At 33.6% G+C, this 14526-nt stretch carries 9 protein-coding genes; all 9 read left to right on the top strand.

Annotated elements, in window-relative coordinates; translation table 11 throughout:
- The first annotated feature begins 3 nt into the window (after positions 1–3).
- Genes J8L88_RS20775 through J8L88_RS20735 form a run of 9 tightly spaced genes read left to right on the top strand, consistent with a single transcriptional unit; the run spans position 4 to position 14522 of the window.
- Positions 4–171, top strand: a complete 168-nt coding sequence (locus J8L88_RS20775) for a DUF5908 family protein (protein WP_211061737.1) — start codon at positions 4–6, stop codon at positions 169–171.
- Between the two features lie 3 nt (positions 172–174).
- Positions 175–900 (top strand): hypothetical protein, encoded by a 726-nt coding sequence (locus J8L88_RS20770; RefSeq protein WP_027393864.1) that lies wholly within the window; start codon positions 175–177, stop codon positions 898–900.
- Between the two features lie 2 nt (positions 901–902).
- Positions 903–2648 (top strand): type VI secretion system tip protein VgrG, encoded by a 1746-nt coding sequence (vgrG, locus tag J8L88_RS20765; RefSeq protein WP_211061736.1) that lies wholly within the window; start codon positions 903–905, stop codon positions 2646–2648.
- Between the two features lie 40 nt (positions 2649–2688).
- Positions 2689–2979, top strand: coding sequence for a PAAR domain-containing protein (locus tag J8L88_RS20760; protein WP_027393862.1), 291 nt, complete (start codon positions 2689–2691; stop codon positions 2977–2979).
- Positions 2980–2981: 2 nt separating this feature from the next.
- Positions 2982–3392: a GPW/gp25 family protein gene (locus tag J8L88_RS20755; protein WP_211061735.1), complete on the top strand. Its 411-nt coding sequence runs from the start codon at positions 2982–2984 to the stop codon at positions 3390–3392.
- Positions 3393–3407: 15 nt separating this feature from the next.
- Positions 3408–6758: a baseplate J/gp47 family protein gene (locus tag J8L88_RS20750; protein ID WP_211061734.1), complete on the top strand. Its 3351-nt coding sequence runs from the start codon at positions 3408–3410 to the stop codon at positions 6756–6758.
- On the top strand, positions 6746–9448 hold the full coding sequence (locus J8L88_RS20745; protein ID WP_211061733.1) for a hypothetical protein: 2703 nt from the start codon (positions 6746–6748) through the stop codon (positions 9446–9448). The genes J8L88_RS20750 and J8L88_RS20745 overlap by 13 nt, the downstream gene beginning before the upstream one ends.
- A gap of 12 nt (positions 9449–9460) precedes the next feature.
- Entirely contained in the window at positions 9461–12928 is a 3468-nt protein-coding gene (locus tag J8L88_RS20740; RefSeq protein WP_211061732.1) for a PKD domain-containing protein, read from the top strand.
- Entirely contained in the window at positions 12915–14522 is a 1608-nt protein-coding gene (locus J8L88_RS20735) for a contractile injection system tape measure protein (protein ID WP_118386669.1), read from the top strand. Before J8L88_RS20740 ends, J8L88_RS20735 begins: the two co-directional genes overlap by 14 nt.
- Positions 14523–14526: the final 4 nt, after the last annotated feature.

The following is a 14526-nucleotide window of genomic DNA, read 5'->3' as shown; positions in this document are numbered from 1 at the left end:
ATCATGGGAGCGATCGAAATTAAAGAATTACATATCAAAATAAATGTAGACAATGATCAGAAAAATACGGATGCCCCAAAAGGAGGTAAACCATCAGGAAATAAGGATATGATTGTTGCAGAATGTGTAGAACAAATCATGGAGATCATTTCAAAACAGTCTGAACGATAAACAATGAGTACTGGAGAATTAAAAAAATTAAAGGTTGTAGCCTATAGTGATCCACAATTTAATGATAAAGTTGGAGATGGTGAATTTACCACCTTGGTAAATCCAGAAAAATACACCTTTAATTATAAAATCGAGCAAAACGAGGATCAAGCTTCGGGTACCAGTGATTTATCTCCTAAGTTTAATAAAAAACTTCCAGAAGATCTTGAATTAGAATTTTTATTTGATAGATCAGGTGTTATAATTCACTACGGTAGTGATCCTGGGAGTAGTTCGGGTAATAAAGTCTTTAAAGACGAAGGTGATGGTATCATTGATGATATCGAAAAGTTTAAAAAAGTAATCCTAGATTACAATGGGGACGAACATAAACCAAACTATCTAATGATTTCGTGGGGGACTCTTCTTTTCAAAGGGAGTCTTACCGAAATGAGCATAGAATTTAAACTATTTAAACCTGACGGTACACCGATCCGTGCAGTAGCAAAGGCAAAGTTTCAAGGTTTTGTAGAAGATGATCTTAGAGTAGCAAAAGAGAATAATCAATCCCCTGATTTAACACATGTACGTGTGGTAAAAGAAGGAGATACGTTGCCTTTAATGTCGCATCGTATTTATGGAGATTCTAAGTATTACTTGGAAGTAGCAAGAGTAAATGAGATCACTTCATTTAGACAATTAGAAGTAGGAAAAGAAATTTTCTTTCCTCCAATAGAAAAAACATCATAAAAATGGCTGAAGGCAGTGTAATACAGACATCAAAAAACGCAGACCTTGTTACAAGCAAGGTACTTGTCAACGGAGAAGAGTTGTCTAAGGCCTATCAGGTTAAAACAATTTCTATCCAAAAGGAGGTTAATAGAATCTCTACTGCTAAGTTGATTATAACAGATGGAGAACCCTCTAAACAAGATTTTGAATTAAGTAATCAAGAACTAGTTGTACCGGGAGCAGAAATCGAAATTACCGCTGGATACCATTCTGATGAAGAAACGATTTTCAAAGGAATTGTCATTAAACATAATATAAAAATAAGAACTAATGGTTCTTATCTTATTGTGGAGTGCAGGGATGAAGCTGTCAAACTTACAATAGGCAGAAAAAGCAAGTATTTCTATGATAAAAAAGACAGTGATATTATCGAAGAAATTGCGGGCGATTATGGTATTGCTAATGATGTAGAGGCTACCAATTATGAGCATAAAGAGTTAGTACAGTATAATGTGTCGGATTGGGACTATGTGGTTTCACGAGCTCAAGCAAATGGCAAGCTTTGCTTTGTAGACAATGGTGAATTAAAGGTTGCTAAACCAGATTTTAGTACAGATCCAGTTGAAACTGTAACCTTTGGAGCAACTATTTTAGACTTAGACGCAGAGATAGATGCAAGACATCAGATCGATAAGGTTACTTCTTATGGATGGAACTATTCTGATCAAGAAATTGTCGAGGTAGAAGCAAATGATCCATCAGTTTCTTTAAACGGTAATTTATCTGCTTCAGACCTTTCTTCGGTCATTGCTTTAGAAAATCTAGAATTACGTCATGGAGGATCGCTTACCACAGAAGAATTACAGGATTGGAGCGATGCTAAGTGGATGTTTCAACAATTGTCAAAAGTAAGAGGTAGAGTTAAGTTTCAAGGAGTACCAGCCGTAAAACCAGGAACTTTGTTAGATCTACAAGGAGTAGGAGATAGATTTAATGGTAAGATCTATATCACAGGAGTAAGTCATCACATTGCAGAAGGAAATTGGACAGTAGATGCGCAATTTGGGATCAACCCTAAATGGTTTTCTGAAACCTATGATATCAATGCATTACCAGCATCAGGATTACTATCAGGAATTTGTGGATTACAAGTAGGAATCGTAAGTCAACTTGAAGAAGACCCAGATGGAGAAGAAAGAATTTTAGTTCAGATTCCAATCATCAATAACGAAGAACAAGGGATTTGGTGTAGAGTTTCATCATTGGATGCTGGAGAAAATCGAGGTGCTTTCTTTAGACCCGAAATAGAGGATGAGGTGATCGTTGGTTTTATAAATGATGACCCGAATGATGCTGTGGTACTAGGAATGTTACATAGCAGTGCTAAACCTTCTCCTATTACCGCAAGCGATGATAATCATGAAAAAGGATTTGTTACCAGAAGCGAAATGAAAGTACTTTTTGATGATGATAAAAAGTCTATAACTATTGAAACACCTGCAGGAAAAAAAATAGTGTTAGATGAAGATGCAGGTTCAATTATTGTCGAGGATGATAATTCGAATGTAATTACAATTGATAGTTCGGGTATAGCAGTAGAAAGCGCTGGAGATATTAGTCTAAATGCATCAGGAGATGTTAATATCGAGGGAACCAATGTAAATATAAAAGCAAGTGCAGAATGCAAAGCCGAAGGAGGAGCAGGTATAGAAGTTTCTTCAAGTGCAATTGCAACCCTTAAAGGGTCACTAGTACAAATTAATTGATAAGATTTAAAAAGAACCAATAATTATAAACAGATAGACAATGCCATCAGCAGCAAGAATTACAGATATGCATACCTGTCCATTAGTGACAGGAGTAGTACCGCACGTAGGAGGACCCATATTACCACCAGGAGAACCTACTGTACTTATCGGAGGGTTGCCAGCAGCAAGAGTTGGCGATATGGCAGTATGTGTAGGACCACCAGATACAATAATTATGGGGTCTGGAACAGTAATGATTGGAGGGATGCCAGCAGCAAGAATGGGAGATAGTACTGCTCATGGAGGAGTAATTGTACTAGGATGTCCTACAGTAATAATAGGAGGTTAGTTATGGAAAATAAGAATTCTTTTTTAGGTACAGGCTGGGGATTTCCGCCAGAGTTTAATAAAACAGCAAAACATGTGTTGATGACTTCTAATGAGGAGGATATCAAGAAGAGTTTAGAGATTTTATTGACAACTAGATTAGGAGAAAGAATTATGGTGCCTAACTATGGATGTAACTTAGATGAGCTTCTTTTTAAACCCCTTGATAGAACCTTAAAAACTTTTGTAATTGAACTAATTAAGACAGCAATTCTCTATCACGAACCAAGAATAGATGTAATTAAAATTGATATCTCTGAAACAGATGAATTAGAAGGAAAATTGCTTGTGAAAATTGATTACTTGATTAGAAGTACAAACTCAAGAAGAAATGTAGTTTTTCCTTTCTATAAAGAAGAAGGAACCAACATATAATGCGCTAATAAATCTATGTGTAACGACGGGAAACATAAAGACAATATAATTTTTAAAAGAAATGGAACCGATCAAGAGGAACGTTTTAATAGCGTCTTGGATCCAGCTAATTTAGAACTTCATGACTTTGATCTTGAAGACTGGTTATTGTTTGCATACAATTTTGCCAAACACATAAATTTCTTTGAAACAAATGATAATCAAATCCCATCTGGTGATTGGCAAGAACTTTTTAATCATTTCGATTTTACTAATCAAGACATTCCTAAAAGAACAGATAGCGATTATCAACTACTAAAAAATAAGATTTCCAAAACAATTGAAGATCTGGAAGCTCAGAGTAGTATCACTCCTCATATGACATTGTTTATATGTTTTTTAAGGTTATTAGAGTTTTCTAAACAACGATTTAATAGGATTACCAAAAGACATCTTGATTTTTTCTACAAAGAAATATTACAGATAGAAAAACTTCCAGCAACAGAGGATAAAGCTCATATTATTTTCGAACTGGCTAAAAAAAGTGTAGAAGAGAGAGTAATAAAAGAAACTGCATTAGATGGTGGTAAAGATGCTAATGGCAATAAACTCATTTATAAAACCACAGAAGAACTGATTGCCAATAAGGCTAAAGTTGGACAACTAAAGAGTTTATATAATGATATCAATCTGGGTGAGATCAAGTATAGTTCAATGGCTAATTCGCTAGATGGACTAGAAGAGGCTTTACCAGATGATGCAAATTATTGGCTTCCGTTTGGATATACATCTGGAGAAAAAAGATATACAGAGTTACCAGATGCTCGATTAGGTTTTGCGATAGCATCACCAATGTTTGATCTCAAAGAGGGAGAAAGAAATATAGATATCACGATTACTTTTACAGAAAACATAAATACTACAACACCTCCTTTTACTCAAGATGATTTATTAGAAAATCTTGAAATACAATGTAGTGGAGAAGAAGGTTGGCTAGGAGTTTTTCAACTAGGTAAGGATGTTCCTTTTAATATTAATGGTACAGATACCAATCGATCATCAGGTATTTTCGGGAATCAATTGCGGTTAGTTTTTCAAATTTCAAAGGATACTCCTCCAATTTTGAAATATGATAACGAAACACTTGGAGAAAATTTTACAACTACTAATCCTATTATTCGGTTTTTAATAAAAACAGATAATCAAAAAGGGCATGTACTGTTTAGAAAATTAGTTAAAAAAATAGTTTCGGGAATCAAAATACGTGTTGATGTAAGAGATATAAAATCGCTAACCTTAGATAGCGATACGGGAGTTCTTAATGCAAATAAACCCTTTTACCCTTTTACCACCCAACCTATGACTGGATCCTCTTTTAAAATGAATTTTCCAGAGGCTTTTTTGAAGAAGTGGGAGACTATCAACGTAAATATCAAATGGAAAAACACTCCTGATTCTTTTGTAAAGCTGTATGAAGCATACAAGTCGGTTTACCTTGAGGGAACCAGCAGAAATATCTTTATGGATGGAATGTTTATAGATCCTAATGCGGCGAATTTATCTGCTAATCAACCAGAAGATGGTATTGATGACTTGACAACAGAATCCGCAGAAACTGATATTGTTCTAAATACAAATGTTGAAGACTTAATAGTTCAGGGTGACGATCATTTTAAAGCTCAACTGGCGGTTTTTCATAAAGAAGAATGGGATAATGAGAGCAATCCAGAAAGTGTGATTTTGTTTGAAGATCTCGTTGATGATAACCTTTATGAAACAAATTTCTCTGTAGATGGTAGTTCATATGAAATTGGAAAGAGCGGTCCACTACGATTAACATTAAACCAATCTTTTTTACATTTCCTATTCCCAAGAATATATACCTTGGCATTATCCAGTGATAATGATGAAACGCTGATACCTAATGACCCATATACACCTTTTGCCGATGTTATAACCTTTAACTATTCTGCCGAAGAAAACACTGATTTTACTGCAGACGGAGAAAACGAATATGGGAACAATCGGATACAACTATTTCATGAAGATCCATTTGGACAATATGAAGAACATTCTTATTTAAAAATACAAGCACAAAAGAAGAGTATCTTAACTAAAAATGCAGATACTGGTAGCTGGATTGTACCTGATTATTGTCATGGTGGTGAATTATATATCGGATTAGAAGAAGCAGAAGTTTCACAGCAAATTTCCTTATTGGTTCAAATTTTAGAAGGTAGTGAAAATCCAGATGCAGATTCATTTGTTGGAAAACAAAGAGTAGAGTGGGCAGTACTTTGCAATAATCAATGGATGGATCTTGAAGAAAGTTTGCTGAACAATGGTATTGATAATTTCCTAAAATCGGGTATTGTTAAATTTAGTATTCCGAAACAAGCTACTAAAAATAATACTAGACTTCCAGAAGATCTTATTTGGATTAGAGCCAAAATGCACAAAGATTATGATGCAGTTTGTAAAGTGATTAACATCATGGCGCAAGCAGTATTAGCTCAATTTGAAAATAATAATAATGAACTGGCACATCTCTATAATGGACTTCCGGCAGAATCTATTTCAAAACTAATTAGTAGGGTTCCACAGATAAAAGGAGCTTCACAACCTTACAATTCTTTTGATGGAAAGCCATTGGAGTCTGATGATGAATATTACAGAAGAATAAGCGAAAGATTGCGACATAAAAATAGGGCCATTACACTTTGGGATTATGAACATTTAATTATGCAAGAGTTCCCAGAAGTGTTTAGAGTGAAATGTTTGAATCATACTTCGAATGACTCTTTTTTATCTCCTGGAGATGTAACCTTGGTTGCTATTCCAGATATCGTAGACAAAAATGTTTTTGACATATTCGAACCTAGACTAAGTACAGCAACCCTTAATAAAATTCAAAACTTCATTAATCAATTAAACACCATGCATGTAGAAGCAGTGGCGATGAACCCTCAATACGAGCAAGTACTAATTAGATTGAATGTAAAGTTTTATGAGCAATACGATGAGAATTTTTATCAAAAACAACTAAACGAAGATCTTGTTAAATTCCTATCTCCATGGGCATTTGATACCTCACAAGAAATTGTTTTCGGGATAGAATTAAATCGTAGTACGCTTATCGACTATGTAGAGAAGCTATTCTATGTGGATTACTTATCCGAATTAGAAATGGCTAAGCATCCTGATGGAGTAGAAGTTCCAGAAAACCCAAAGGATGAAGACTATCTAGAACAATTAGAATTTGTTCAGGTACTTTCTCCAACTAGTCCAAAACATATTTTGGTATCAGCAAAAAATCATCTGATATCAACCGATATTAAAGTTTGTGATCCTATTATAATTGAAGAAGCAGAAACATGTCAGTACTAAACGAACATATTAGCATACCGAAAAAAGTCGCTACACAAGACGATTTAGACTTTTTCTATTTAAAAGAAAAAGGCATCGAATATATAGAACAATTAGGGGGTAAGTTATGGACAGACTTTAACTCGCATGATCCAGGAATTACAATGCTCGAAATGCTTTGTTATGCTATTACTGATTTAGGAATGAGAATTGAGCTTCCTATAGAAAATGTACTAGCATCTAACGATATTACTAAAAATGTAAAAACTCAGTTTTTCAAAGCTTCAGAAGTACTACCCACCAGTCCCGTGACGGCATTGGATTATCGCAAACTTTTTATAGATATAGAAGGAGTTAAGAATTGTTGGCTGGCAAAACATACAAAGAAAGTATATGTTAATTGCAAAGATGATCTGCTATCCTATAATCCAGATGATTTTAGTTTGATCCCAAGCGGGCAAAAAAAAGAATTTATACTCAAAGGGTTATATGATTTATATGTTGATTTTGAGGAGCTAGATCAAGCAGGTATAGACCAGGTAACCATAAAAATAAGAGAACGCTATCATGCGTATCGTAATCTTTGCGAAGATCTAGTTACAATAGAAAAAATACAAGAATTCCCTGTAAAAATTTGTGCTGATATAGAAGTAAGTACAGATGCGGATGAAGAAAAAGTACATGCGTTGATGTTAAGAGCAATTGATGCATATTTCTCAACTACGGTAAATTTTTATTCATTGACTCAAATGCTTGATAAAGGATATTCAACTTTAGAGATTTTTGATGGTCCAGTTTTGCAAAATGGTTTTATAGATACTAATGAACTTATAGAAGCAGATTTACGCAGCGAGGTGAGGCTATCTGATATCATGAAAATTATTATGGGTATTCCAGGAGTCACTAATATAAAAGATATCTCACTTGGATATTGTGGAGATCAAGCTACTGATACTAATGAATGGGTAATATGCTTGGAAGAATATGAAAAACCAATTGTGTGTGATAAAAGCGTTTTTAACTACAACAAAGGATTATTACCACTCAATATTAATAAAAAACAGGTTGATATTTATCTCGAAGAATTAGAGAAAGAAGAACAAGAAGCTATTGCTGAAGCTGGAGCAGATAAAGAACTTGAAATTCCAAAAGGGAAATATCTTAAAACTGATAGTTACACAACTGTTCAAAATGATTTTCCTGATACTTATGGAATTAGTGAGGTAGGATTACCAGCAAGATCATCTACTGCAAGAAAATCACAAGCCAAGCAACTTAAGGGATATCTATTATTTTTTGATCAGATTTTGGCTAGTTATTTTAAACATTTAGGTCAAGTAAAAGAATTACTTTCTGTAAGCGGAAATTTAACACAAACGTTCTTCACTCAGGCGATACAGGGTATAGAGAATCTAGATGAATTAGTTTCAAGTTATCCTATGGATAACGATGAGTATTTAACCAATGTTCTATATGAGGATTTAGATAATAATATTGAAAGAAGAAACGAAATTCTAGATCATTTGTTAGCGCGATTTGCCGAACGGTTTACTGAGTATTCTTTTATTATGAAGTCTATTTATGCTAATACTACCGATGAAGTAGTACTAAGAAATAAAGAAGATTTTTTAAAAGATTATAAAGTAGTTAGCAAGGATAGAGGTAATGCGTTTAACTATTATAATCAACCTCCAGAAAATCTTTGGGATACTTCTAATGTTTCAGGTGTGCAAAAAAGGATAGCTCGTCTTTTAGGTATTAAAGATTATAACAGAAGACATCTCACCGATTCTTTTGTAGAAATATATGACCTAATCAATAGTGATAATCAAAAAGTGTATAGATGGAGAATTAGAGACCTGAATAATTCTATCGTATTATCTGGTACTGAAGAATATTTTGATGCTTCTGCTGCAAATAGAGAACTGTTTTTTGCTGTTCTTCAAATTATTCAAACTAGAGAATTTAAAGTTGAAGAAGTTTTTAAAGAAGGGTTCTCTGATCATGCGGAGATTGATAATATACAGATTCATCAAGCTGATTCGGGTAAATATTCTTATGACATTATTAATCCTGCCATAGAGAATGAAAATGACCCCGATAGAATCATAGCAAAGCGATTTACCTATTATCAAACAAAAGGAGAAATAAAACAATCCATTCTAGATCTTATAAAATTTATGAAGGAAGATTTTACAGAAGAAGGATTATTTATTGTAGAGCATATGATGCTTCGTCCAGATATTAATCAAACAGATGTAAATGAGGGTGTTTTTATGCCAATTTGTACAGATGAGTGTACCAATTGTGAGCCGATAGATCCCTATTCTTATCGTGTTAGTATTGTATTACCTGGATATACACTTAGGTTTTCTAATACAGATTTTAGAAACTACATGGAACGAATTATCAAAGAAGAATTACCTGCCCATGTGCTAGCCAAAATATGTTGGGTTGGGTATAGAGAAAATGAAATAGAAGACCCCAACGATAACGAATTATTACAGTTTGAAAATGCATACAAAGCATATCTTCTGGCAAATACATCTCTTGACCAAGAACAGCCAGAACCAGAACTAATTGAACTTATTGAAGCATTATCTGGTCTTAACAATGTATATCCAACAGGAAGACTATTTGATTGCGACAATGAGAATGAAGAATTATACGGAAGAATAATTCTAGGAAAAACGAATTTAGGATCATTATAAAAAATCATTAAAATGTCAACCAAGCTTTCAACTATAACAACACAGTACCGAAGATTTACAAAAAATCAGGTGCTTACAGAAGGACACCTTAATGAGATCGTAGACTTTTTTGATGATCAAGATCGCTTGAGCAGAATTTGCCTGAGCGGTGTTGGAATTGTCTGTGGATTTAAGGTATCGTGCGATGATGTAAACAGTACAATTTCTATTTCGCAAGGAGCAGGAGTTACTACTGATGGAGATCTTTTTCATCTGTATCAAATTGATCAGGTAGAAGGGACAAAAATAATGGACATAGAAGCTAAAGAATATACTCATTATAAAGTCTACAATAATGAAAAGGCAAATTATACACCTTTTTTCTATGATGGTGATACGCAGCTAGAGATTTTTGAATTGCTTACTGCAGAACAAGCCGAGATAGAAAATGATGATCATTTTGTACTTAGCGCACTTCAAGGTAATACTGGCTTGGCAGTAAAAGAAGGAGTGGTATTACTATATCTTGAACAATACGAAAAAGAACTTGATCTATGTGTTAGTCTGTCCTGCGATAATCAAGGACAAGAAATGATCGGTAACTATAAAGCGCTATTAGTAAGCAAAACTGTTGCAGAACAGATTAATGATAATGACCCTATTATAAGTAAAACGAATTTCTCGAATTTGTTTCATCAGTTGCCCGATGTAAGATCCAATCGGGTAGTATGTCAACCAGAGGATTTTATACATTATCAAGAGCTTAAAAGAAGCTTTACTAATAGCTTGTATCAAAATAATGTAGTTGGTGATCTTAGATTTGGTTTTCAGATCTTATTAACAGCAATGCAAATGCCAATATTATTAGGAGCTATAGAAAATAATCTTGAGTCCCTATATTCTTTTACAGGAAGCAATGTTCCGCCTGATTTTCAATATAGACATGATTTACTTAAAGATGTAATAGACACCTACAATGAGATTAAGGAACTTCTATTTAATATGGATTTTACCTCTTGCTGTCCTGATATTATGTCGTTTCCTAAACATCTTATGCTTGGAGAGGTTGAAAAAACAGGACCATGTTATGAATATAGACATAGTTTTTACAAATCACCACTGCTAACAGATCAAAATGTAAGCACCTGTTCAGATTGTCTTACAGCAGATGGATTAGCACAACCTGGAAATGATAACACATTAGAAGAGTTTATTATCGATCTTGAAGGTAATGAGATTGATATGTGTTATGGAGAAAACTCAGATGAGCAACGATTACATAGTCTCATAAAAAGGGCAGTTCAGTTATTAGCAAATTATAATGCCAATTATACATTTATAAAGATTACTCCTTCTTTTGAACTTGGTAAGCTAAGTAAAAAAGCAATACCTTTTTATAACAACGTTGGCGATCATTTAATTCAATTATGGGATTATGATAAAACAGTGTTAGGTAAGCATAGAAATAACTTAGGCTATCACAGAGATTTATTAAATATAAAACGCCCATTAGAAATCTGTATGGATCATGACTTTTATAGAATCGAAGGACATCAGGGACAAAACTATACAGATGCATTAGAGAGAATACAGGATATCAGAAGAGAACATGGTTTAGGCTTCAATGTCGTAGTATTAAAAATTAATGAGTCTGATGCTCAAGATTTTGTCGAAAATTATACTACATTTTATTTGAATAAGAATCACGGATTCGAACATAAAGGAGGTGTTGCTCCCGGCGGCACATTTGTTATGGTTTATGTAGAAGGCGAATTTAGATCTTATCCGTATCCTTATGGATATGGGTATCCCTATCCATATCCCGGTCCGTCATTAGCTGGTGATTTCGAAGGCGAAGTTGATGAAGAAGGAAGAGAGGTTCTCAATCCCGTAATTGCTGATTTTACATTACCATATATGTGTTGTGATGAAAACTTTATAACACTTAGTTTACCTACTAGAGAGCTTTGTTTTGATGAAACTACTGAGCCATTACCGTTTCATATAACACCAACAGGTGGATATGTAGAAGCGCAAGTTCCGATAGGACTTCATGGAGGAGTTACTGTAAATCAGTTCGGTGAGTTTGTTTTTGACCCTAATTTAGTTAGTGATGAGTTGATTGGAGAGACAATCACATTTACTGTAAACAATTTTGCCACAGAATGTGAGATTGTTATTACCAGAAGACCAGAATTTGGAATTGAAGTTGCTAATATCTCGGAAACAACCGAAGACAATCAGGTAACGGTAACCTTCAATATTACGGGAGATAATCTTGAAGAGAATTTGGAGTACACATGGGATTTTGGAGATGGATCGGATCGCGTTGAATCAACCGAAACTAGCATAGAACACGCCTATAGATTTGAAACTTCAGGAGTATTCACATTTACAGTTATAGCGCAAGGAGGAGTAAATGATTGTGCTAATCGAGAAGAAATAGAAGTTGCTATTGAAATCGTAGAAGAAATCGTGGTAGAAATTGAACCCACTACTATTTGTAGAGGAGATGATGTATTCTATCCATTTACGGTACAACCAGATGGAGCACAAGTAACAATTACAGGCAATGGGGTTTCTTTTAGAAATGGTCGTTTTGTATTTAGAGCTACAGATGTACCATCTTCTGTAAGTTCGGTGCCAATCTTGATGAATGGAGAAGTTTCAGGAATAGTAATAACAATAGAAGAACAACCATCAGCACAGTTTACACATTTGATTGAAGAAAATACTTTGGTATTAAATAATACTTCTGATATAGCAGATCGATATCTATGGAATGTTGCAGGAGAAGAAATTGAACGTACCAATAGATCACAAGTAAGAAGATCTTTAGATCTATATGATGCATCTTCTATAGAGGTTTCTCTAAGTGCTATAAGCGAATTATGCGGAGAACGATTAGATGGTCCAAGATCTATTAGTATAGGTTCTGATGAAGGAGAATTCACTTGTGTAGATATAGTAAGTGGTTTTGTTAGAGGTATGATAACGGAATTTGAGACAATTCGAAATTCTGGAGCACTAGAAGGATTTGGAGAAGAAACTATTTTGGCTTTTGATAGCATAGAAGAACGGTTTAATGCTGTGATCCAAGATGTAGAATCTTTTACATCAGGTGATAACAACAATTTGTTGTTTGATATGTTTGATGAAAACACTTACAGGGCTTTATTAGAAGGAGTTAGAGGAGCAAGAGCAGAAGAGGAATTAAGTATGTTAAGAGTGTTGATAGAGGTGTATACGCAATTATTCTATAATATATTAAGATGTCAAAGCCCAACGCTTCTTCAAGAATCTATAGAACAAATCTCTTCTATAGCTAATCTGATCAACACCACTTTTGAAGAATTTAGAAACTTAGAATTTAATCCAGATATAGATGGTACACTTAAAGAGTTTTTAGAAAGTATAAAAGAAGCATTTATAGAGTCAACATTTTTAATTAGTCAAATAGATCAGCAATTAGAAACATTAGGAGGACGTGGACGTAGCTAAAAAACATATTATTAATAAAGTTTTTATTGAAGTAAGTACTAGTTCTAATAAAAGAGCATATTACTTCAAGGATAATATTGACCTATTTATTAAAGATTATGTGCTACCACGTCTACTTATCTCCTTTGATGATTTAGGGAATAAAGATCCTGACCATTTTACACAGCTAGAGCGACTAGATGTAGAACTTGAGATAAAACCTAGTCAAAACCTGAAAGGATTAGAAGAAGATATTGCTCATCAGATTACAAAAAAAATATATAAACTAAGAGGAGAAAAACCGTTTAAAGCTAATAAAAAGGATATTTTAAGATTATTAAAAAGAGAAGAAAGAAGATTCGAAAAATTCCTTCATTTTTTAGAAAATGGTACCCATAGCTGGTTTAATACATCTGATGAGTTATTAAATTTCAGTGAAAATTTATCCATATTTAAAGATGAACGTGGGTTTAAAAAACTGTCAACAGTTATTCAAAATCCTCTTTCGCGAAAAAGGCTGATTTTACAGTTTACGGATGATGAAATTCAAAAGATTTTTAATCATTTTATAACAGACAATCAATCCGAAAAAGAAGCATCACAGAAGCCAGATATGGTTAAAGAGCTAATTTTAAAAGGAAGTATTGATGGCAAAAAGTTTACGTTAAAAGAAAGGTTTTTTATTTGGGATATTGTATTCGATGTACTTATAGAAGATGTTGATACGTTAAAAATTTCAAATAAGTTCACCCAATTAGTGTTAGAAATTACAAAATGGGAAATAAGTAAAAATAAAAGGTATGTAAGCACCTATTTTCTTGAATTACTTACGACAACACCAGCACTAACAATAATCCAGAATTTACCAAAAGAAATTAAGAAAATATCCCAAGTATTAGGTTTTTATCAAGACAATATAGCTCAATCTAGTGAGAAACATAAACATACGGATAGGGAAAGTTCAATAGAGGAAAACATCCAAAAAGATGAGATAACATCAATACCTTATAAAAAGATACAAAAAGGAAATGAAGACAAACTAGATACTACTCATTTTAATCCTATAAAATCAGAAGAAAAAGATTACAATATGGATGACAGTCTTGAAATTCCTGAAGATTTCGAAGACGTATATGTAAACCATGCCGGTCTTGTACTTGTGCATCCGTTTTTGAGTCAACTTTTTAAGAGTTGTGAGGTAATCAATGATCATAATGAATTTTTAGATAAAGAAAAAGCAGTGCATATACTGCACTATCTTTCTACAGGAAAGGAACAACAGCTTGAAAATAATATGGTGTTCGAAAAATTTCTATGTAATCTTCCTTCAAAATATCCAATCAATCGTTTTGTACCACTTGAGCCTAAAGTGAAAAATCATGCAGATCAAATGCTAACGGCACTGATAGGACATTGGGAGGTAATAAAAAACTCTTCTAATGACTTGTTAAGAAACGAATTTCTACAACGTTCTGGAAAGTTAATGCATACAGAAAGTCGTCCCCGAATTATTTTAGAAAGAAAAACTCAAGATATACTCATAGATAAGATTCCGTGGAATATATCAATGATAAAACTGCCTTGGAAAAATAAAATCATTTTTGTGGATTGGTAAAATA

Source organism: Aquimarina sp. MMG015 (assembly GCF_018100855.1).
In the GTDB taxonomy this organism is placed as follows: Bacteria; Bacteroidota; Bacteroidia; order Flavobacteriales; family Flavobacteriaceae; genus Aquimarina; species Aquimarina latercula.
This window is presented reverse-complemented; position numbering and strand designations above follow the sequence as displayed.

Bases quoted from the DNA above. Each gene is read 5' to 3' on its own strand.
- J8L88_RS20775 (WP_211061737.1), top strand. From the start codon at position 4: ATGGGAGCGATCGAAATTAAAGAATTACATATCAAAATAAATGTAGAC.
- J8L88_RS20770 (WP_027393864.1), top strand. From the start codon at position 175: ATGAGTACTGGAGAATTAAAAAAATTAAAGGTTGTAGCCTATAGTGAT.
- vgrG (WP_211061736.1), top strand. From the start codon at position 903: ATGGCTGAAGGCAGTGTAATACAGACATCAAAAAACGCAGACCTTGTT.
- J8L88_RS20760 (WP_027393862.1), top strand. From the start codon at position 2,689: ATGCCATCAGCAGCAAGAATTACAGATATGCATACCTGTCCATTAGTG.
- J8L88_RS20755 (WP_211061735.1), top strand. From the start codon at position 2,982: ATGGAAAATAAGAATTCTTTTTTAGGTACAGGCTGGGGATTTCCGCCA.
- J8L88_RS20750 (WP_211061734.1), top strand. From the start codon at position 3,408: ATGTGTAACGACGGGAAACATAAAGACAATATAATTTTTAAAAGAAAT.
- J8L88_RS20745 (WP_211061733.1), top strand. From the start codon at position 6,746: ATGTCAGTACTAAACGAACATATTAGCATACCGAAAAAAGTCGCTACA.
- J8L88_RS20740 (WP_211061732.1), top strand. From the start codon at position 9,461: ATGTCAACCAAGCTTTCAACTATAACAACACAGTACCGAAGATTTACA.